Genomic DNA, 19,614 nt, shown 5'->3' with positions numbered 1-19,614 from the left:
GGGCCGCGCGATTCAGACCGCGCGGTCTTCGGGATTCCAGATCACGCCTGCCGGGTCCAGCTCGGTCGTGGTCATGGTCGGGGCGCGCCAGCCGAAACCGCATACGGCAAGGACGCCCTCGGTGACCGGATCCAGCGAAAGGGCGCGCTCGATCGCTTTCTCGTTGATCGCCGCGGTGATGAACGCCCCCAGGCCATCGTCGGTCGCGGCCAGATACAGGGTCTGCGACAGATGCCCGGCCTCGAGGGCAATGACGCGGTAGCTTTTCGCGTGCTGGCGATACTTCCAGAACGTGCGGTCGAAGCGCGGCGCCAGGATCACCAGCACATGGGCGTCGGCGAACCAGTGCTGCTGGCCGACAGCATCCATCACGAAGTCGCGGTCCACCGTGCTTTCCGAGGGCACCGGCTCCAGCACATGGGTATCGCCGCGATAGTGATAGAGACCTGCCGGCAGGCCTTCGACGTTCTGCACGACCAGATAGGCCTCGATGGGATGCAGACCACCGCCGGAAGGCACGTTCTTCTTCAGGAACACCAGGTCCTCGCCGACACGGTGCTCGCCGGTGCTGCCGAAGGTTCGTTGCAGCATCCGCGCCAGCAGCGGCAGCGACAGCGGTCGCTGCCAGTCGAAATTGCGGCAGGTTGCGCGACGGGCCAGCAATGCGTCGAAGGCCGCAGGCTCGGCCCTGGGCAATGCAATGGCACCCTCGCTGCAACGTGACACCGTAGTCGCAGGCGGCGCTCCCAGCGTTTCGCGCATCTGCACGGCCGTCTCGGTCCTGGACGCGCGCATGTTGCCGACGGCATCCACCCCATCCCAGCGCGAGAATGCGTGCAGCACGGCAGCAAGCGGGTGCCAGTAGGTAGAGCGCAACGCCTCGTCGGCAATCGACGCTGCGTCCGTCGCGCTGCCCCGGACAAACACCAGTCCTGCCTGCTGCAACGCCGGGATCATTCCCGCCTCCTCACTGTCCACGGCGATGTCCTGCCATACGCTGGGGCTGAGCCTGCCCAGCCAGGCCTGGTGCGCGGCGCTGAGCTCGATCGGCTCAGGCAGGTGCGGTGCCAGCGCCAGCCAGACCTGGCTGCGACGGAGGCCATTTCCTCCCTGCACCAGGTCCTGAAGATCGAACGTCGTTGTCTCCCGCGGCTCCATCATCAGTACCGCACAGCGCCTGACCTGCATGCTCGTTCCTTTCAACATTCCTGCCACGTTATCGAGCGATGAGGCGATTCCTTGATGGCAACGCGATGACTACTCAAGAAGCGTCCCCCGGTGCCGACATCAAGGTTCCACACCGACTCTTCCGGACTCCACCATGCCCACCCTGCAGCTGGAACCTGCCGTCGCGCAGAATCTTGTCAACCTGCTCGCCACCGACGATGCCTTCCGTGGCCGCTTCACCCAGTCGCCGGAAGCAGCGCTGCTGGAAGCGGGTCACGTTCCGGAAGACCCGGCCGAACTGAGCCAGTTCGTCGCCATGTGCTGTGCTTCCATCGAGCTGGCCGACAAGGCCGTCATCGCGCAGGCACTGCCGCAGATCGTCGCCATGCTTACATCCGGCGCGGCCTTCAACGTACCGATGCTGGAGAACGGCCACACCGGCGACGCACCGCGTACGCTGCGCTGACCCGTTTCAGCCCGCGGTGCCGGGCATGACCGGAGCCTTCACCGGTCCGCGGGTATCCGTAGCGCCTTCCACGCTGCGGATATCGAGGATGTTCAATCCCTGCAGGCAGAACGCACACTCAAGTTCGGCGTAGGCCAGCCCTTGCCTGGATTGCAGCCAGCGCAACTGCTGGCCGGCGAGCGATTCGTCTCCCGCTGCGCGCGCCGCCTGCAGCGCTGCCACCCGGGTCTGGACGCGCGAGCGCTCCCCCAGGAACGGCTGCAGGATCTCCAGCGCCTCTGCGGGCCTGTTTTCGCCACGCAGGCGCTCGGCGCGGATCACCGCGTCGAATTCCTTGATCATCACGCTGTCAGGAAGCGACCTGATCGCTGCGATGCGCGCCTGAACCTGCGCGGCCACCTTCGTGTTTCCCAGCCGCAGCCCGACCAGCGCTGCTGCCTGCGCCGTCACCACGCGGTCGACGATATCCACTGCGGGTCTGCCCTCGATATCCACGAAGGCCACGCGACCGACCTCCTCCACCAGCGCGATCGCTGACTGGCCCTGGCCCGATTGGAGATGTGCAACGGCAAGCGGCAGGTAGTAGACATAGCGATCGATGCCTGACTTGCCAAGGCTACGCTGCATGCCACGCTCGGCACTGGCCAGTGCCACGTCGATCCTGCCGCTGTCCAGGGCGATGGCCGTGCGGAAGATATCGGCGTGGTAGTTGCCTGGATCAATACGCTGCAGCAACTGTTCGGCTTTGCGGTAGTCCGCGCGCGCAGCGGCGACCGTGGCCTGGCGCATCAATGCACCTTCCCAGCCCGTGGAGGCCGCCAGTGCCAAAGCGCGGTCCGCATCATCGTATCGCCCAAGGGCAAGCAGGATGCGGCCATACTGGTCCTGGCCAATGGCAAGCAGATCAACGCGGCTGCTTGCCACCCGCTGCGCCAAGGGCAGTGCTTCGGCAAATCGATTCTCGTTGTAGAGATTCATCGCAGCGTTGTTGGTCGCAGCCAGATAATCCGGATACATCTCGGCCATGCGCAACCAGCTGTCGGTCGCCTGGTCCGGATCGTCGATCTGCAGGGACCAGGCACGCACGTACAGCGCCTCGCGTGTTGGTAGATGCGCTGCCCACTCTCGCGCCTTGGCCAATGAGGTCGCGGCGGCGGCAAAATCCGTTCCGGCAAAGTGGCTGCGGGTCTGTCCCAACCATGCCAATGCGAACTCGGGATCGATCTCCGTGGCCTGCTGGTAGAACGCCAAGGCCCCCTTGTAGTCGCCGCGCACATAGCGCTTCTGGCCCAGCGCGAACGCACGCAGCGCATCCATGCTGCCCGTGGTCACCTCCGGCAGGGTCTGGCTGTCACGCTGGATGAGCGCTTGTTCTTCACCCAGGCGATCGCGCAACTGGTGGGAAACATCGTCCACCGCAGCCAGCACCGCTCCGGCCTTCGCATCGGCCGATACCACGGCCAGCGTGCGCAGCGTCGACGGCTCGACCACTTCCACGCTGAAGCGGGTACGGCCTCCCACATCGGTGGCCGAAGGCACGAACAGCAGGCGTGCACCCGTGCGCACCGCCACGGCGGCGGCATCACCACGTTCGCGGATGCCGCCATCCAGGGGTTTGCGCATCATTTCGAGGGTGCGGCCGACGCGGTCGTCACTGACGACGTTGACGTAGCGGGACTGCTCGAGGCTGATCCGGAACGCCTGGTCCAGTGCGTCATCCAGCAGGGGATTGCCGGTGAGGTTGTGCAGGCCACCGAGCACGACCCAGTCACGTTCGGCGAAGGCGATGGCCGGCTGTGGCCGGGTCAGCAACCAAACGCCAAGTACGGCAGCGAGCAGCACAGCCGCCTGTGCCGCCATGGCCAGCGGACGGCGCCACGTCGGCAGATCACGCCGTGCCTTGGCCGTGTGCCGCAACCGTCCAGGCGTGGGCATCCCCGCTGCCTGTACGCCGAAGACCTCGGCAGGTTGGCTGATGCCCTTGAATCGCCAGCGCCCGAACGACCGCCACTGCAGGCCGTCGGCTGTAGCACCCAGCGACGCGCTGGAACGACGCACGATGGATTCGGCCACCGCCGAAAGCAGGATCTGCCCCGGCCGTGCCAGCTGCATCAACCGCGCCGCCATCGGTTTGGCCAGCCCTTCGACCTCGATCGCCTTGGCACCGGCACGCACTGCCTCGGCACTGTTCTCCCAGGTGAGCACATCGCCCACATGCAGCCCCGCCCGCGCCTGCAGGCGGATGTCGCGCGCCTGCCCGAGCGGCTGCAGGCCACGCTGGTAGTCCAGGGCGAAGCCGAGCGCATCGATCGGACGCTCGAACAGCATGAACAGCCCGTCGGAGCGATCGATCAGCTGGCCGTTCCAGCGCTGCTGCAGCGCCAGCACCAGCCGGTCGTGTTCCTGGAACAGTTCGGCGGCGGCGACATCGCCGATGCGTTCGACCAGCAGCAGTGAGTCACACAGATCGGTGAACAGCAGGGCGCGCAGTTGCTGGTTGTGCGGCGCCGACGTTCCGTTGTCGCCATTCATCGCCTCTGTCTCCGGATCTAAGGTGAGTCCACTGCATCCACCCAACGCAGGCAGTTGCCGCCATCGCGCTTGGCCTGGTACAGCGCGCGGTCCGCATTGGCATACCACTCGCTCCAGCCTGCATCCGGGTCCAGCAGGCTGGCGCCGATGCTGACCAGGCTGACGTGCGGCGTACCGTGGCTGCGTTCCAGCAGGCCGTGTACCGCGCTGAGGATGAACTCGGCCGCATGCTGCACGATCTCGTGGTTGCCACGGCGCAGGATCAGGCAGAACTCGTCACCGCCGAGGCGGCAGGCCAGGTCCTGCTCGCCGGCCATCGAGCGCAGGATGTTGCCCATGCTCTGCAGTACGCGATCGCCCGCCTGGTGGCCATGGCGGTCATTGATCTGCTTGAAGCGGTCGCAGTCGATCAGCAGCAGCGCCTGCGGCAGCCCGCTGCCATCGGCACGGCATTCCTGCAGGTACAGGGTGAGGCCGCGGCGGTTGTGCAGTCCGGTCAGTTCATCGGTACGCACCAGCTCGCGGGTGTGGGTCAGCTGGTGGGTGGTGATGTACAGGTTGTCCAGCGCGGTTTCCAGGTCATGGTTGCGCCGGCGCAGCTGGCTGATCAGGGCCTGTTCGTTGGTCAGCACGCGCATGATCGTGCGGCGCAGGAAGTAGGCGACCAGGCCCGGATCGGATTCGACCAGGCGATGGAAGTCGGCAGGCCCCAGCTCAAGCACCTGGCAGTCGACCAGGGCACGGGCGCTGGCGCTGCGTGGGTGATCGCCCACCAGCAGCCCCAGCTCACCGAAGAACTCGTGCTGGCCAAGCGTCTTGATCACCAGGTCCTCGCCGAAGTCCAGTTCGATCTGGCCTTCCAGGATCACGTACATGCGCTCGCCACGATGTCCGCGCTGGAACAACCACTGTCCGGCATGAAGCTTGCATGGGCGGGCGAATCTGGCGAACAATGCGACCTCGGCATCGGACAGCAGCGCGTGCACGATCTCGGCCATCGCCACCCGGGCGATACCTGACGTCACATCACTGTTCTCGGCCGCACCCCTGCCGGTCATTCCCTGCACCCGCCGCCAGCGTCCCCTGGTGAGCCGCGGAGCATAGCACCGCTTTAAAATGTGCGCCCTATCTCATTTTGAGCCCTGTGGCCCGCTTTCCCGATATGAGGGCCCGCGGTGGCCGTTCTGCCCGCCACCGCCCGGGGGAAAATCGTTCCGGATCAATCTCATGGCCGCCTTCACAGGGTTTCGGCCAAGTTGTCGGGCAATGGGGTGCGCCGGATTGACGCTGCCTGCGTTCATCGCGTTTCCATCGATACAACAACGCCGGCAGGTCCCCCGACCGGCCGGCGTTGTCTGGCCCTTCCCTGGCCACCCTGATCGCTCCGAGGCCCGGTAGTGCCGGCCGCTGGCCGGGAACCACCTGGACCTCGGGAACATCGACGGGTTGCCGGCCAGAGGCCGGCGCTACCGCGTCACGCAGCGCGTTCGCTGCGGCCGCCGTGGAACTGCTCTTCCTCGGTGGAGCCGGTCAGTGCGGTGGTCGAGGACTGGCCCTGCTGGATCGCCTGGGTGACCGCATCGAAGTAGCCGGTGCCGACCTCGCGCTGGTGCTTGACCGCAGTGAAGCCACGCTCGGCCGCTTCGAACTCGGCTTCCTGCAGTTCCACGAACGCGCTCATCTGGCGGCGTGCATAGCCGTGGGCCAGGTTGAACATGCCGTAGTTCAGCGCATGGAAGCCGGCCAGGGTGATGAACTGGAACTTGTAGCCGTAGCTGCCCAGCTCGCGCTGGAACCTGGCGATGGTGGCGTCGTCCAGGTTCTTCTTCCAGTTGAAGCTGGGCGAACAGTTATAGGCCAGCAGCTTGCCCGGGAACTTCGCATGGATCGCCTCGGCGAACTTGCGCGCGAATTCCAGGTCCGGCTTGCCGGTCTCGCACCACACCAGGTCGGCGTAGGGCGCGTAGGCCAGGCCGCGGCTGATCGCCTGGTCCAGGCCATTGCGGGTCTTGTAGAAGCCTTCCACGGTGCGCTCGCCGGTGGCGAACGGCTTGTCGTTGCCGTCGATGTCGCTGGTCAGCAGGTCGGCCGCCTCGGCATCGGTGCGCGCCACCAGCAGGGTCGGCACGCCCAGCACGTCGGCGGCCAGGCGCGCGGCATTGAGCTTCTCGATCGCCTCGCGGGTCGGCACCAGCACCTTGCCGCCCATGTGGCCGCACTTCTTCACCGAGGCCAGCTGATCCTCGAAGTGCACGCCGGCGGCCCCGGCCTCGATCATCGCCTTCATCAGCTCGAACGCGTTGAGCACGCCGCCGAAACCGGCCTCGGCATCGGCCACGATCGGCTGCAGGAAGTCGATGTCATCCTTGCCTTCAGCGTGATGCAGCTGGTCGGCGCGCAGCAGCGTGTTGTTGATGCGCTTGACCACCGCCGGCACCGAATCGGCCGGGTACAGCGACTGGTCCGGATACATCTGGCCGGCCAGGTTGGCATCGGCCGCCACCTGCCAACCGGACAGGTAGATCGCCTTCAGCCCGGCCTTGACCTGCTGCATGGCCTGATTGCCGGTCAGCGCACCCAGCGCGTTGACGAACTCGCGCTCGTGCAGCGACGCCCACAGCTTCTCCGCACCCAGGCGGGCCAGCGAATGCTCGATGTGCACGGTGCCGCGCAGGCGCACCACGTCGGCGGCGCTGTAGTTGCGCTGGATGCCTTCCCAGCGCGGGTTGGTATCCCAGTCGTGCTGGATCTGTTCGGCAGTGGGCAGCTTGCTCATGTCTTTCTCCAGTTCGGTTCGTGCGTGCAGCGGGGAAGGAAGCGACGGCGTTACGCGAGCGGGCGGTCAGTCGATGCGTGCGTAGGCCGGCAAGGTCAGGAAATCGGTCAGTTCGTTGCTGCGGCTCAGTTCGCCCAGCAGGGCGATGGCTTCGCCGATACGGGCGCCACCGGGCAGTGCGCTGGTGTTGCCCAACCGCGCTGGCAGCTGCGCCAGCGTGGAATCCAGCAGGGCCAGGTCGATCGCGGTGCCGTCATCCAGCTGCTGGCCGGGCGTGTGCAGCCACTGCCACAGCTGGCTGCGGCTGATCTCGGCGGTGGCCGCGTCCTCCATCAGGTGGTGGATCGGCACGCAGCCATTGCCATCCAGCCAGGCGGCCAGGTAGCGCACGCAGACTTCCACGTTGCCGTCGAAGCCGGCGCGGGTGATGGTGCCCGGCGGCCGTGCGATCAGCTCGTCGCGACCGACGCGCACGTCCTGGCGCAGCACGCTGTGCTGGTTCGCGCTAGGCATGTGCTCATCGAAGATGGCCATCGCCACCGGAATCAGTGCCGGGTGCGCGACCCAGGTGCCGTCATGGCCGGCAGTGACTTCGCGCAGCTTGTCGGCGCGCACGCGGGCCATCGCCTGTTCGTTGGCGGCGGCGTCGTTGTTGATCGGGATCTGCGCGGCCATGCCCCCCATCGCATGCGCACCACGGCGATGGCAGGTCTGGATCAGCAGTTCCGAGTACGCCTTCAAGAACGGCTGGGTCATGGTCACTTGGCCGCGCTCGGGCAGCACGCGGTCGGCGTGGCGACGGAAGGTCTTCAGGTACGAGAAGATGTAGTCCCAGCGCCCGCAGTTAAGGCCGACGATGCGGTCACGCAGTGCGTACAGGATCTCGTCCATCTCGAACACTGCCGGCAGCGTTTCGATCAGCACGGTCACCTTGATCTGGCCGTGCGGCAGGCCGAGCATGCCTTCGATGTGCGACAGCGCGGTCTCCCACAGCGCGGCCTCTTCCATGCTCTGCAGCTTGGGCAGGTAGAAATACGGGCCGCGATCCTTGCCCTGCAGGGTGCGAGCGTTGTGGAAGGCGAAAACGGCCGCGTCGAACAGGCCGCCGGCCAGCGGCTGGCCGTCGATGGCCACGTGCTTTTCATCCAGGTGCCAGCCACGTGGGCGCACGATCAGCACCGCCTGCTCGTCGTAGGGGCGCAGGCGGTAGTGCTTGCCATTGGGGGCGGTGTACTGCAGATCACCGCGCACCGCCGCCGCCAGCGACTGCTGCCCGGCCAGCAGGTTGCGCCAGGTCGGCGAGGTCGAATCCTCGAAGTCGGCCATGAACACCTTGGCGCCGGAGTTCAGCGCGTTGATGACCATCTTCGGGTCGGTCGGCCCGGTGATCTCGACGCGGCGGTCCTGCAGCGCGGCCGGCAGCGGCGCAACGGTCCAGTCGCCGCTGCGGATGGCGGCAGTGTCTTCGCGGAAATCCGGCAGGCCACCCTGGTCGAAGAACACCTGGCGCTCGCGGCGGGCCTGCAGCCGTGCCTGCCGGCCCGGTTCCACCGCACGGTGCAGCGACACCAGCAGGGCCAGCAGCGGCGCCGGCAACACGGTGTCCTGGCCGGCCACGCGGGTCGCCAGGGCGATGCCGGGGGTGGCCTTGCTGGCAGGGGTGGGAACAGCGGAAGCGACGGCGGACATGGGGCGACTCCAGCGGTGGGGAACGCCTCCACGGTGCCGCCCGGGCCGATTATTTGGCAAAACAGTTTTTGCAATGCTTTACATAAATCGTGCTAATACTTGTGACACCATGACCACGCGCCCCTTGCCAAGCCCGCGTTTTTCCTACAAATCCGACCGGTTGAAACCACTGCGCGCGTTCTGCCAAACCGTGCGCCTGGGCTCGGTCTCACGGGCTGCTGAGGCACTGTTCGTCAGCCAGCCGGCCATCAGCCTGCAGCTGCAGGCGCTGGAGCGTGAGCTGGGGGTACCCTTGTTCGAGCGCAGCGGGCGGCGCCTGGTGCCCAGCCGCGAGGGCCAGCTGCTGTATGAAATGGCGCAGCCACTGGTGGAAAACCTGGACGGGCTGGAGGCGCGCTTCCGCGACAAGGTGCGCGGCTTGGACGCGGGCGAGCTGAACATCGCTGCCAACAGTTCCACCATCCTGTACCTGTTGCCGAAGATCGTGGAGCGCTTCCGGACGCACCATCCGGACGTGCGGCTGACCCTGCACAACGCGATCAGCGCCGACGGTACCGATCTCCTGCGCGAGGACGCCGCGGACCTGGCCATTGGTTCGATGACCGATGTGCCGGCCGACCTGACCTATGCCCCGGCCTACCGCTTCGAGCAGGTGCTGATCGCCCCGCACGATCATCCGCTGGCCAATGGCGGCGAGCTGGAACTGGCCGACATCGCGCGCTATCCCTTGGTGCTGCCACCGAAACGGCAGATCACCTATCGGCTGGTCGACCAGGTGTTCCAGCGCCACCGCATCGCCTACACCGTGGCGCTGGAGGTGGGCGGCTGGGAGGTGATCAAGCAGTACGTGGCGATGGGCATGGGTATCTCCATCGTGCCGGCGCTGTGCCTGAACGAGGCCGACCACGAGCGGCTGGCGGCGCGGTCGATGAAGCGCTGGTTTCCGGAACGCAGTTACGGGGTGATCGTGCGACGCGGCAAGGCGTTGTCGGCGCAGGCAAGGGCGTTCATCGAGCTGATCCAGCCGGAACTGTTCAGCCCGCGCGATTACGACCAGAGCGGGCATTCCGAGCGGTAGGCGCTGTTGGGTAGGGCTGCCGCCCTGCACCTGGGATGGCGGGGTGGCATCGTCTGATTTTGGCAGGTGTCGACCTTGGTCGACACGGGGTCGGATCCCGTTGCTACGCAACGGGATCCGACCCCATCTCTGATTCATTTCCGGCTGGCGATGCATAGACTGGGCGCATGTCCATCGAACTCCGCCACCTACGTTACTTTCTTGCCGTTGCCGATACGCTGCACTTCGGCCAGGCGGCCGAGCGGCTGGGGATGTCGCAGCCACCGCTCAGCCAGCAGATCCGCCAGCTGGAAGAGCTGATCGGTGCGCGCCTGTTCGTGCGCAGCCATCGTCGCGTGCAGCTGACACCCGCCGGCGAGCTGCTGCAGGAACGGGCGCGCGCCATCGTGCAGCAGGTGGAAACGGCGGTGGACGAGGTGCAGCGCGCGCAGCGCGGCGAGCAGGGTGAGCTGCACATCGGCCTGACCCGGGCCACGCCGCTGTCGCCGCAGATTCCGCGTTCGATCCTGCATTACCGCCAGCAGTATCCGCAGGTACGGCTGCAGCTGAGCGAGATGAACACCCTGCAGCAGATCGACGCGCTGCTCGACGGCTCGCTGGACGTGGGCATCATCCGCAAGCGCGCGCTGCCCCCGGAACTGGTAGCACACAGCCTGTTCGTCGATCCGCTGGCGTTGATCGTGCATGCCGACCACCCTGCCCTGCATCGGCTCTCGAAACAGGGCACGCTGTCGCTGCGCGACTTCGCGCAGGAGCCGTTCGTGGCGTTCCGGCGCAGTGCCGGCGCGGGCATCCATGACCACATGATCGCGTTGTGCGCGGCTGCCGGATTCACGCCACGCATCGTGCAGGAGGCGGGTGAAGCCTCGACGCTGATCAGTCTGGCCGCCGCGGGCCTGGGCGCAGCCATCCTGCCGTCGTCGTGCGATCACATCCGGGTGGAAGGATCGCGCTTCGTGGCACTGGCCGATGCTGGCGCGCATTCGGAAGTGCAGCTGGCGTGGCACCGCGAACGGGTAACGCCTCTGATCCGCAATTTCGCCACGCTGCTGCGCGGGGCGTTCGCCGATAGAGTCGACGGTTAGTCGACTATCGCGCGCAGCGCGGGGTTATCGCGATCTGATCGAAGAGCAGTCGACTGACAGTCGACGCTACCGTACGCGCTGGATCACGCCGTCACCGGCTGCGGCGCGCGCTGCTGCAGCGCCCAGACGATGCCGCCACCGATCAGGGTCAGCACGGCGGCGAACGCACACACGCCAGGCCAGTCCCAGGCGGCATAGGCCAGCCCACCCACGCCGCCCAGTACGCTGGAGCCGAGGTAGTAGGCGAACAGGTACAGCGCCGAGGCTTCCGCGCGCATCGCACCGGCACGGCTGCCAACCCAGCTGCTGGCCACCGAATGGCCGCCGAAGAAGCCGAACGTCACCAGGGCGATGCCCAGGGCCATCGTGCTCAGCCACGGCATCGCCAGCAGCGCGATGCCCGCGCCGATCAGCGCGAACGAGATCGAAAGGATGCGGCCGCGGCCATAGCGCGTGGCCTGCTGGCCCATCCACGCCGAACTGAAGGTGCCCACCAGATACACGCTGAAGATCAGCCCGACCACGGTCTGGCTGAGGTGGTACGGCGGCGCCAGCAGGTGATAGCCGAGGTAGTTGTACAGGGTGACGAACACGCCCATCAGCACGAACGAGGTGGCGAACAGCCACGGCAGGCCCGGGTCTGCGAACAGCATGCGCCAGCGCGAGGGCAGCTGGCGCAAGCCGCCGCGGCGGGCCTGGAAGTGCCGCGACGGCGGCAGCTGCAGCCACAGCAGCACGGTGCTGGCGATGGCGATGATCGAGACCACGCCGATGCCCCAGCGCCAGCCCCAGTGGTCGGCGATGATGCCGGCCAGCAGGCGTCCGCTCATGCCACCGATGGCGTTGCCGCCGATGTACAGGCCCATCGCCAGGCCCAGCGCGCGGCTGTCCATTTCCTCGACCAGGTAGGTCATCGCTACCGCCGGCACGCCGCTCAGCGCCAGGCCGAGCAGGGTGCGCAGCACCAGCAGCGTGGTCCAGTCATCCACCAGCGCGGTGCTCAGCGACAGGATGGCCGAGGCCAGCAGCGCGGCGATCATCAACGGGCGGCGGCCGACCGCATCGGAGAGCAGTCCCGCCAGCAGCATCGCCACCGCCAGCGTGCCGGTGGTCAGTGACAGCGACATCGCACTGCCGGCGGCGGACACGCCGAAGTGGCGGCTGAACTCGGGCAGCAGCGGCTGCACCGTATACAGCAGGCCGAAGGTGGAGAAGCCGGCCAGGAACAGCGCCAGCGCAGTGCGGCGGAAGGCCGGTGTGCCCTGCTGGATGCGGGTGTCGGAAGCGGGGTCAACAGCGGGGGGGCGCCGTTCGACGGCCGCGGCGGTTTCGCCTGTCATGGGATCGGTGGGCCGGTGGGGCGGCCGGGTGTGGGAGGGAACGGGCCCAGACTAGGCCCGTTCATCCAGTCGATCCATAACCCGATAAGTCAGGATTGATATGCCTGACGTATTGATTCAGCTTACAGGCGCTGCCACTCGAAGCCGTCGCCCCGGCGGTAATACACCGCCACCGCCCGGCCATAGACCTTGTCCGCATCGACGAAGCCGAAGAAGCGGCCATCGAAGCTGTTGCCACGGTGGTCGCCCAGCACCAGCAGCTTGCCAGCCGGCACCACCAGATCCGCAATGTCCGGGCCACCGCCCATGTCCAGGTCGAGCCGGGCACGGCGCTCACCGAAGGCTTCCACGTCCTGCAGGTCGGCGATCTGCAGTGGCTGCCCATTGATGCTCAGGTGGCCCTCGCGCATCTGCACATGGTCGCCGGCCACCGCCGCCACGCGCTTGATCAGGCGGGTGCCATCGGCCGGCGAATCGAACACCGCCACCTCGCCGCGCTGCGGGGTGCCGGTGGCCATCAGTTCCTTGGCGGTGAACGGCAGGCGCAGGCCATAGGCACGCATGTCCACCACCACCCGGTCGCCGGGCTGCAGGGTCGGCTGCATCGAGCCGCTGGGCACCACGTAATGGTTGGCCAGGGTATCGCGGGCGGCGGCGAGCAGGCCGAGCATCACCAGCAGCGGCAACGCCTCCTTCTTCAGCCAGGCCAGCGCGCGTTCGGAAAAGGGACGGCGGGCAACAGCATCCATGGCAGGCTCCGGGTGGGTGGTAGCTGCATCAGACCACATCCGGGCCGAAGAGGTTCCCGCGCCGGCGTGTTGTAGAGCCGAGCCCGCGCTCGGCGGCTCTTCGCGCGTCGGTGCACGCCAGCCGAGCGTAGGCTCGGCTCTACAGGAAGGGTTACGCAGGTTTTATGCGCGCACCCGGCCACAGGCATCGCACCTTTACGGCCAGCACGCGCATCGTGTGCCCACCGCGCCGCAGGGCGCATTCCGCAAGGTGTTGTATGACCCTCCTGGTGATCCGCCACGCGTCTTCGTCGGCGCCGCGCCCGCAGCTGCCGGCGCAGCTGGCCGGCCATCGCGTGCTGTGCAGCGACTGCGCCAGCCTGTCCGAAGTGCGCCAGTGCCTGTGCCAGCCGCAGGCGCGTTCGGCCGACTGGGTGCTGCTGGATGTCGGCGTGGCCGACGAGGCGCAATGGCAGGCCGAGGGTGGCGCACTGCAGGCGGCGCTGGAACGGCTGCCGGCGCAGTACATCGAGCTGCAGTCACCCAGCGAGCCCGACCTGGATGCGCGCCTGCGCCTGCAGCACGGCCCGGCCGCAGTGGTGGTCGACCAACGCAGCCAGCAGGCCGGCTATCCGCTGTCGCTGGCCATCGTCGGCCGTCGCCTGGCGCAGGAGGGCTGAGCCATGTCGATCTTCATCATTCGTGGCCCGGAAGCCGCCGGCGCGCTGATCCGCACCGCGATGCCGCTACCGGCGCCGGTACTGAAGACGCTGGTGCATCGGGCGATCGACGCCGGCACCAGCGTGGCGATCCGTGCCTGTGGCTCGGAACAGGAACTGCTGGATGCACTGCGCGTGGCGGACCACAGTCGCGGCGAGGTGACGCTGCTCGATCCGGGGTCATGTGCCAACAGCCTGCGCCTGCAGCGGTTGCTGCCCTATCTGCACAACGCGTACGTGGAAGTGCATGACGACGGCGCAGTGGCCGAGCCGTGCCTGCCGGCCGGTGTCGGCCAGCGCCTGGGCATTGCGGCCGGTTACGGTGCACAGAGCTATGTGCTGGCGCTGGATATCGCGCTGGACCACCTGGGGCTGGCCGAGCAGGCCAACCGGGTGCACGTGGGGACGTGATCTGCTTGTATAGAGCCGAGCCCATGCTCGGCTGCATTTCCAGGAAAAACCAGCCGAGCATGGGCTCGGCTCTACAGGGGCGGGAAAACCAGCCGAGCTTGGGCTCGGCTCTACACAAAGAAAAACGGCGGGGTTTCCCCCGCCGTTTTCTGTTTCTTATTTCAGCCCGCGGAACTTCAGCAGCGGTTCCACCGACGGGTCCTTGCCGCGGAAATCGCGGTACAGGGTCGACAGCTCCACGCTGTTGCCGCGCGAGAGGATCTTGTCGCGGAATTCCTGCCCGTTGGCCGCCGTCAGGCCACCGTGTTCGGTGAACCACTGGTAGGCGTCATGGTCCAGCACCTCGGCCCAGAAGTAGGCGTAGTAGCCGGCCGAGTAACCGCCACCCCAGATGTGGTCGAAGTAGGTGGTGCGGTAACGCGGCGGTACCTGCGGCAGGTCGACCTTGAACTTCTTCAGCGCGCTGGCTTCAAAGGCGCCGACATCCTGCAGCGGCGCATCGGCCTTCTGCGTGTGCCAGGCAAGGTCGAGCAGTGCGGCCGACAGGTACTCGGTGGTCGCATAGCCCTGGTTGAAGCTGCGTGCCTTGAGGATCTTGTCGACCAGTTCCTGCGGCATCGCCTCGCCGGTCTTGTAGTGCTTGGCGTAGTTGGCGAACACCTTCGGATCCAGCGCCCAGTGCTCGTTGAACTGCGAGGGGAACTCGACGAAATCGCGCGAGGTGGCGGTGCCGGCGATCGACGGGTACTTCACGTTCGAGAACATGCCATGCAGTGCGTGGCCGAACTCATGGAACATCGTGGTGACGTCGTCGAAGCTGATCAGCGCAGGCTGGCCGGCGGCCGGCTTGGTGAAGTTGCAGACGTTGTAGACCACCGGCTTGGCACCGGTCAGGCCGTCCTGTTCGACGAACACGTCCATCCAGGCGCCACCGGACTTGTTGTCACGCTTGAAGTAGTCGGTGTAGAACAGGGCCAGCGAGGTGCCGTCCTTGTCGAACACTTCGTACACCTTCATGTCCGGGTTGTAGGTCGGAATGTCGGTACGCGGCTTGAAGGTGATGCCGTACAGCTGGGTGGCGGCGTAGAAGACGCCGTTCTGCAGCACGTTGTCCAGTTCGAAGTACGGCTTGATCTGCGATTCGTCCAGATCGTACTTGGCCTTGCGCACCTGCTCGGCGTAGAAGTCCCAGTCCGAGGCGGCAACCTGGAAGCCACCCTTCTGCGCGTCGATCACCTTCTGGATCTCGCCGGCTTCGGCGCGGGCCTTGGCGGTGGCCGCCGGCACGGTGTCGGTCAGCAGCTTCAGCGCGGCGGCCGGGGTCTTGGCCATCTGGTCGCCCAGCTGGTAGTCGGCGAAGGTGTCAAAGCCCAGCAGCTTGGCCTTCTGCGCACGCAGCTGGGCCAGGCGTTGCACGGTCTGCCGGGTGTCGTTGGCATCGCCGCGCTCGGCGCGGGTTTCCGAAGCCTTCAGCACGGCGGCGCGCTGGTCGCGATCGCTCAGCGAACCGAGCACCGGCTGCTGGGTGGTGTTCTGCAGCGGCAGCAGGAACTTGCCATCCAGCTTGCGGTCCTTGGCGGCGGCCGCCGCGTTGTTGATCGCATCCTCGTCCAGGCCGGCCAGCTTGGCCTTGTCGTCGACGACCACGGCGGCCGCGGCGGTGGCTGCCACCAGGCGAGTGTGGAACTGGGTGGAGAGGGTGGTCTCTTCCACGTTGAGCTTGCGCAGCGAGGCCTTGTCGGCGTCGGACAGCTGTGCACCGGCGCGCACCAAGCCGTCGTAGTAATGCTCGACCAGGCGCTTCTGCACCGGATCCAGTTCCAGCGTATCGCGCTGGTCATAGATCGACTTCACGCGCGCGAACAGCTTCGGGTCGAGGTTGATCTCGTCCTGGTGCGCAGCCAGCTTCGGCGCCACCTCTTCCTGGATCTTCTGGCGCGCATCGTTGGTGTCGGCCTGGACCAGGCCGAAGAAGATGCGCGACACGCGGTTCAGCGTCTCGCCGCTGCGCTCCATCGCCACGATGGTGTTGTCGAACGTGGCCGGCTCGCTGCTGTCGGCGATCTTGCGCACGTCGGCCAGGTGCTGGCGCATGCCTTCTTCGAAGGCCGGCAGGTAGTCGCTGTCCTTGATCTTGTCGAACTGCGGCGCCTGGAACGGCAGCGTGCTGGCGCTCAGCAGCGGATTGGTGGAGGCTTCGGCCGGCTGCTGGGCCGGGGCTTTCTGGGCATCGGACACGGGGGTGGACTCCTTGCCGGAACAGGCCGCCAGCGCCAGGCTGATGGCGGCGGCCAGGACTACGGTACGCGACATGTAAAACGCTCCTTGGGCAGACGGTACGGAATACCAGCCCTCCACCCTACTCCTGTCGCGCTCGCCCGGCATGTGCCGGACGTGGCGTCTATGCGGCGACCTGTGGCCGGCTCAGACCGTGCCGCGGGTCTTGCCCATCCACGGCCGGTAGAACTCACGGATGGCCGCCATGTCGGCGGCGTCATCGCCGCTGGGCGTGAACAGCGGGCCGATGCCGATGGTCTTGTCCGGATAGTGGAAATACGCGGCCAGGACCGGCACGTCGGCCATCCGGGCGATCTTCAGGAAGCCGGCCTTCCAGTCCTTCACTGCCTTGCGGGTGCCCTCGGGGGTGATGGCGAACCACATCTTCTCGTTGTTGCGCAGCAGATCCACCGCCTGGCCGACCGTGCCCTGCGGCGAGCTGCGGTCCAGCGGGATCACGCCCAGCTTGTGCAGCAGCGGGCCCAGCGGCCACCAGAACAGCGAGGCCTTGCCCAGCACCTTCACCTTCATGCCCAGCGCGATCTTGGCCGCCATCCCCCACAAGCCGTCCCAGTTGGACGAATGCGGCGCGATGATGAACACCAGGCGGGGAATGTCAGGCAGGGTGCCGGTCACCTTCCAGCCGCCCATGCGCAGGGTGCAGCGCGCCAGCCAGCGCAGGAAGGCGTTGGGTTTGACCTGCGGCATCTGCGGCGGCACGGCCGGCAGCAACGAAGTCGGCTTGTTCAAGCAATCACTCCCAGTCACGTGATGAGCGCCCGCGCTTGATCTGCGCGCGCCCGCGTTTGGCGTCCAGACGACGCAGTTTCGACCCGAGGCTCGGCTTGGTCGCCTTGCGTGGTTTGGGCACGCTCAGCCCGGCCTGGATGAAGGCCGCCAGCCGCTCGCGCGCATCCTCGCGATTGCGATCCTGGGTCCGGAAACGTTGCGCGTCGATGACCAGCACGCCTTCGCTGGTCATGCGCCGGTCACGCCGCGCCAGCAGGCGCTCGCGCAACGGGTCGGGCAACGAGGGCGAGTTGGCCACGTCGAACCGCAGTTCCACCGCGGTGGAGACCTTGTTGACGTTCTGGCCACCGGCGCCACTGGCACGCACGAACCGCTCGACGATCTCGCCGTCGGGGATTTCAAGCTGCGCGCTGATGATGACCGGTCCACTGCCCATCCGCGCATTGTAGCGGCAGCCACGCGCCGGAGTGGGCATCGCGCACCGTATGCCGCCGATCAGGTGCCGAACACGCCGCCTTCGCCTCGGCTGCGGGTATGCTGGCCGTCCCATGTACCGCAGGAAGCTTCGCATGACCCGCTTCGCACCCGCCCTGCCGTCCCTGCTGCGCCGCGCCGCCCTGCTGCTGGCGCTGGCCGTGGCCAGTGTCCCGGCCCTGGCCGCCCCACCGACCGACGGCGACATCAACCGCCTGCTCTCGGCCTCGCGCGCGCAGAGCATGATCGACACCATGCTGCCGCAGATCGAGGCGATGCAGCAGCAGCAGTTCCAGCAGGTGGCCGCCCAGCGCCAGCTCAACGCCCAGCAGCAGGAACAGCTGAAGCGGATCCAGGCCCGGACCAGCCAGACCCTGCGCCAGGCGCTGTCGTGGCAGCAGCTGCGGCCGATGTACGTGGACCTGTACAAGAAGACCTTCAGCAAGGAAGACGTGCTGGCGATGGCCGAGTTCTACGAGAGCGCGGCCGGCCAGAGCCTGCTGGACAAGACCCCGGCGCTGATGCAGAACGTGATGGTGGCCATCCAGGCGCGCATGCAGCCGCTGTTCGCGGATCTGCAGAAGGATCTGGAAGCAATCGTCAACGAGCCGGAAAAGAAATAACGGGGTGCGCCGGGCCACGCCCGGCCGCTGGCTGTAGAGCCGAGCCCACGCTCGGCTACCGCAGCAGCATCAGGCGTCGTCCACCTGCCAGCCAAACAGGTCCAGCGCCTTCTGGAACTCGCGGTCCAGCGGCGCACGTACATCGACCACGCCGCCATCGGGATGCGGGAAACGCAGGCGCTCGGCGTGCAGCAGCATGCGGTGCACGCCCTGCATGCGGAAGATGCGGTTGTGGCGGCCATCACCGTGGCTGGTGTCACCGATCATGTGATGCGACAGGTGCTTGAGATGCCGGCGGATCTGCCGGAAGCGCCCGGTCTGTGGCTGGCAGCGCAGCAACGCATAACGCGAGCTGGTGAACTCGCCGACCGGCACCGACAGCTCGCCGGTGGCCAGGCGCTGGAAGTCGGTGACCGCCGGCTTCTTCACCGGCTTGCCGGGGCCACCATCCAGGTCATGATCGACCTGCCAGACGAGCTCGGCCGGCCAGCCTCGGCAGACGGTCAGGTAGTCCTTCAGCACCTCGCCGCCCATCAGGGCCTTGCCCAGTGCACTGGCGGTATCGCGGTCGAAGGCCAGCAACAGGCAGCCACTGGTGGCGCGGTCCAGCCGGTGGACCAGGAAGATCGGGCGGCCCAGCTGCTCGCGCAGGCGGTCGGCCAGGAAATCGTCTTCGCCACGGGCCAGCTTGCTGTCGTGGACCATCAGCCCGGCCGGCTTGTTGACCACCGCCAGGCGTTCATCCAGGTGCAGCAGCTGCAGGGGCGCGGTGTCGGTCTCGACCGCGGCGAGGGTATCGGGTTCGGTGCTCACCACGGGATTATAAAGGCCTGCCTTCTGTGGAGCCGAGCCCGCGCTCGGCTGCGCTGTGCGACCGGCAACGGCGTGCCAACCAAGGTTGGCACCTACCTGCAAAGCAGTCAGGCGTTGCGCAGGGCCAGCAGTTCGCCATTGCCCACCGGCACCAGGCTGGTGCTGAAGTCCGGATCAGCCTCCAGCAGCACCCGCAGCGGTTCCATCTGTTCTGCATGCGACGTGGCGTTGTCCACCACCAGCAGGCCACCGGGGCGCAGCACGCGGCGCAGCTGCGGCCACCAGCCGGCGTACTGTTCGCGATCCGAATCGAGGAAGAGCAGATCGATGCAGGCCTCCGCGGCCTGCGCCAGCCACGACCCGGCATCACCATGCACCAGTGTGATGTGCTCGCCCAGACCGCTGCGCGCGAAGTTCGCACGCGCCATCGTCGCCTTGTCTTCGGCGAACTCCAGCGTGGTCACATGGCCGTCGATGGCAGCGGCGGCCTCGGCCAGCCACAGCGTCGAGTAGCCGTTGGAGGTGCCGATTTCCAGCACCCGCCGCGCGTTGCCGAAGCGCACCAGCACCGAGAGGAACTCACCGGTATCCGGCGTGATGTTGAGCATGCGCCGGCCGCGCTCGCTTTCGCGGGCGTCGTTGTCGGCGCCGAAGCGGGCCAGTTCGTCCTTGAGCGCCTGCAGCAT

Annotated in this window: 18 protein-coding genes; 6 read left to right on the top strand and 12 right to left on the bottom strand. The window is 67.0% G+C overall.

Translation table 11 applies throughout. From position 1 onward, the window contains the following. Nucleotides 1-12 precede the first annotated feature (12 nt). The gene (locus QP512_RS01020; protein WP_286070611.1) at nucleotides 13-1,188 is read right to left on the bottom strand and encodes a putative peptide maturation dehydrogenase; all 1,176 of its coding nucleotides are present in this window, start codon (nucleotides 1,186-1,188) and stop codon (nucleotides 13-15) included. A 133-nt stretch (nucleotides 1,189-1,321) separates the two neighbouring features. Here QP512_RS01020 and QP512_RS01015 point away from each other — a divergent pair, with 133 nt between their 5' ends. Further along, nucleotides 1,322-1,633, top strand: a complete 312-nt coding sequence (locus QP512_RS01015) for an NHLP-related RiPP peptide (RefSeq protein ID WP_286070610.1) — start codon at nucleotides 1,322-1,324, stop codon at nucleotides 1,631-1,633. A 6-nt stretch (nucleotides 1,634-1,639) separates the two neighbouring features. On the opposite strand, the gene QP512_RS01010 is transcribed toward QP512_RS01015, so the two are convergent. From QP512_RS01010 to aceB, 4 genes are all read right to left on the bottom strand, one after another. Then, nucleotides 1,640-4,165: a putative peptide modification system cyclase gene (locus QP512_RS01010; RefSeq protein ID WP_345783115.1), complete on the bottom strand. Its 2,526-nt coding sequence runs from the start codon at nucleotides 4,163-4,165 to the stop codon at nucleotides 1,640-1,642. Between the two features lie 17 nt (nucleotides 4,166-4,182). Further along, on the bottom strand, nucleotides 4,183-5,223 hold the full coding sequence (locus QP512_RS01005; protein WP_286070608.1) for a GGDEF domain-containing protein: 1,041 nt from the start codon (nucleotides 5,221-5,223) through the stop codon (nucleotides 4,183-4,185). 416 nt (nucleotides 5,224-5,639) lie between these two features. Then, a complete protein-coding gene (gene aceA, locus QP512_RS01000; protein ID WP_069118153.1) occupies nucleotides 5,640-6,941 on the bottom strand; it encodes an isocitrate lyase in 1,302 nt (433 codons plus the stop codon). A 66-nt stretch (nucleotides 6,942-7,007) separates the two neighbouring features. Continuing rightward, the gene (gene aceB / locus QP512_RS00995) at nucleotides 7,008-8,630 is read right to left on the bottom strand and encodes a malate synthase A (RefSeq protein WP_286070607.1); all 1,623 of its coding nucleotides are present in this window, start codon (nucleotides 8,628-8,630) and stop codon (nucleotides 7,008-7,010) included. A 109-nt stretch (nucleotides 8,631-8,739) separates the two neighbouring features. On the opposite strand from aceB, the gene QP512_RS00990 reads away from it, so the two are divergent. Together QP512_RS00990 and QP512_RS00985 are read left to right on the top strand one after the other, a co-directional pair. Then, nucleotides 8,740-9,708, top strand: a complete 969-nt coding sequence (locus tag QP512_RS00990) for a LysR family transcriptional regulator (RefSeq protein WP_286070606.1) — start codon at nucleotides 8,740-8,742, stop codon at nucleotides 9,706-9,708. A gap of 167 nt (nucleotides 9,709-9,875) precedes the next feature. Then, nucleotides 9,876-10,793 (top strand): LysR family transcriptional regulator, encoded by a 918-nt coding sequence (locus QP512_RS00985; RefSeq protein ID WP_286070605.1) that lies wholly within the window; start codon nucleotides 9,876-9,878, stop codon nucleotides 10,791-10,793. A gap of 83 nt (nucleotides 10,794-10,876) precedes the next feature. Here QP512_RS00985 and QP512_RS00980 read toward each other — a convergent pair whose 3' ends face one another. Beyond that, on the bottom strand, nucleotides 10,877-12,133 hold the full coding sequence (locus tag QP512_RS00980; protein WP_286070604.1) for an MFS transporter: 1,257 nt from the start codon (nucleotides 12,131-12,133) through the stop codon (nucleotides 10,877-10,879). 122 nt (nucleotides 12,134-12,255) lie between these two features. Next, nucleotides 12,256-12,882, bottom strand: a complete 627-nt coding sequence (lepB, locus tag QP512_RS00975; protein ID WP_286070603.1) for a signal peptidase I — start codon at nucleotides 12,880-12,882, stop codon at nucleotides 12,256-12,258. Nucleotides 12,883-13,139: 257 nt separating this feature from the next. Here lepB and QP512_RS00970 point away from each other — a divergent pair, with 257 nt between their 5' ends. Then, a complete protein-coding gene (locus tag QP512_RS00970) occupies nucleotides 13,140-13,541 on the top strand; it encodes a hypothetical protein (protein WP_286070602.1) in 402 nt (133 codons plus the stop codon). Nucleotides 13,542-13,544: 3 nt separating this feature from the next. Continuing rightward, complete coding sequence (locus tag QP512_RS00965; RefSeq protein ID WP_286070601.1) at nucleotides 13,545-13,991, top strand: 3-dehydroquinate dehydratase; 447 nt, start codon at nucleotides 13,545-13,547, stop codon at nucleotides 13,989-13,991. 156 nt (nucleotides 13,992-14,147) lie between these two features. Here the strand turns inward: QP512_RS00965 and dcp are convergent, their stop codons facing one another. The 3 genes from dcp to arfB form a co-directional block, all read right to left on the bottom strand. Then, on the bottom strand, nucleotides 14,148-16,304 hold the full coding sequence (gene dcp, locus QP512_RS00960) for a peptidyl-dipeptidase Dcp (protein ID WP_286070600.1): 2,157 nt from the start codon (nucleotides 16,302-16,304) through the stop codon (nucleotides 14,148-14,150). Between the two features lie 111 nt (nucleotides 16,305-16,415). Next, nucleotides 16,416-17,018 carry a lysophospholipid acyltransferase family protein gene (locus QP512_RS00955; RefSeq protein WP_286070599.1) on the bottom strand — a complete coding sequence of 201 codons (603 nt, stop codon included), beginning with the start codon at nucleotides 17,016-17,018 and terminating at the stop codon, nucleotides 16,416-16,418. 4 nt (nucleotides 17,019-17,022) lie between these two features. Next, a complete protein-coding gene (gene arfB / locus QP512_RS00950; RefSeq protein WP_286071976.1) occupies nucleotides 17,023-17,454 on the bottom strand; it encodes an alternative ribosome rescue aminoacyl-tRNA hydrolase ArfB in 432 nt (143 codons plus the stop codon). Between the two features lie 133 nt (nucleotides 17,455-17,587). On the opposite strand from arfB, the gene QP512_RS00945 reads away from it, so the two are divergent. Then, entirely contained in the window at nucleotides 17,588-18,115 is a 528-nt protein-coding gene (locus QP512_RS00945) for a DUF2059 domain-containing protein (RefSeq protein WP_286070598.1), read from the top strand. Between the two features lie 69 nt (nucleotides 18,116-18,184). On the opposite strand, the gene QP512_RS00940 is transcribed toward QP512_RS00945, so the two are convergent. Both QP512_RS00940 and QP512_RS00935 read right to left on the bottom strand, forming a co-directional pair. Next, nucleotides 18,185-18,928: a pseudouridine synthase gene (locus QP512_RS00940; RefSeq protein WP_286070597.1), complete on the bottom strand. Its 744-nt coding sequence runs from the start codon at nucleotides 18,926-18,928 to the stop codon at nucleotides 18,185-18,187. Between the two features lie 107 nt (nucleotides 18,929-19,035). Continuing rightward, on the bottom strand, nucleotides 19,036-19,614 hold the full coding sequence (locus tag QP512_RS00935; protein WP_286071975.1) for an O-methyltransferase: 579 nt from the start codon (nucleotides 19,612-19,614) through the stop codon (nucleotides 19,036-19,038).

Source organism: Stenotrophomonas sp. 57 (genome assembly GCF_030291075.1).
Classification (GTDB): Bacteria; Pseudomonadota; Gammaproteobacteria; order Xanthomonadales; family Xanthomonadaceae; genus Stenotrophomonas.
This window is presented reverse-complemented; position numbering and strand designations above follow the sequence as displayed.

What these genes read in the sequence shown, in the direction of transcription:
- QP512_RS01020 (WP_286070611.1), bottom strand. Translation starts at nt 1,188, where the DNA reads ATGCAGGTCAGGCGCTGTGCGGTACTGATGATGGAGCCGCGGGAGACA.
- QP512_RS01015 (WP_286070610.1), top strand. Translation starts at nt 1,322, where the DNA reads ATGCCCACCCTGCAGCTGGAACCTGCCGTCGCGCAGAATCTTGTCAAC.
- QP512_RS01010 (WP_345783115.1), bottom strand. Translation starts at nt 4,165, where the DNA reads ATGAATGGCGACAACGGAACGTCGGCGCCGCACAACCAGCAACTGCGC.
- QP512_RS01005 (WP_286070608.1), bottom strand. Translation starts at nt 5,223, where the DNA reads ATGACCGGCAGGGGTGCGGCCGAGAACAGTGATGTGACGTCAGGTATC.
- aceA (WP_069118153.1), bottom strand. Translation starts at nt 6,941, where the DNA reads ATGAGCAAGCTGCCCACTGCCGAACAGATCCAGCACGACTGGGATACC.
- aceB (WP_286070607.1), bottom strand. Translation starts at nt 8,630, where the DNA reads ATGTCCGCCGTCGCTTCCGCTGTTCCCACCCCTGCCAGCAAGGCCACC.
- QP512_RS00990 (WP_286070606.1), top strand. Translation starts at nt 8,740, where the DNA reads ATGACCACGCGCCCCTTGCCAAGCCCGCGTTTTTCCTACAAATCCGAC.
- QP512_RS00985 (WP_286070605.1), top strand. Translation starts at nt 9,876, where the DNA reads ATGTCCATCGAACTCCGCCACCTACGTTACTTTCTTGCCGTTGCCGAT.
- QP512_RS00980 (WP_286070604.1), bottom strand. Translation starts at nt 12,133, where the DNA reads ATGACAGGCGAAACCGCCGCGGCCGTCGAACGGCGCCCCCCCGCTGTT.
- lepB (WP_286070603.1), bottom strand. Translation starts at nt 12,882, where the DNA reads ATGGATGCTGTTGCCCGCCGTCCCTTTTCCGAACGCGCGCTGGCCTGG.
- QP512_RS00970 (WP_286070602.1), top strand. Translation starts at nt 13,140, where the DNA reads ATGACCCTCCTGGTGATCCGCCACGCGTCTTCGTCGGCGCCGCGCCCG.
- QP512_RS00965 (WP_286070601.1), top strand. Translation starts at nt 13,545, where the DNA reads ATGTCGATCTTCATCATTCGTGGCCCGGAAGCCGCCGGCGCGCTGATC.
- dcp (WP_286070600.1), bottom strand. Translation starts at nt 16,304, where the DNA reads ATGTCGCGTACCGTAGTCCTGGCCGCCGCCATCAGCCTGGCGCTGGCG.
- arfB (WP_286071976.1), bottom strand. Translation starts at nt 17,454, where the DNA reads ATGGGCAGTGGACCGGTCATCATCAGCGCGCAGCTTGAAATCCCCGAC.
- QP512_RS00945 (WP_286070598.1), top strand. Translation starts at nt 17,588, where the DNA reads ATGACCCGCTTCGCACCCGCCCTGCCGTCCCTGCTGCGCCGCGCCGCC.
- QP512_RS00935 (WP_286071975.1), bottom strand. Translation starts at nt 19,614, where the DNA reads ATGCTGCAGGCGCTCAAGGACGAACTGGCCCGCTTCGGCGCCGACAAC.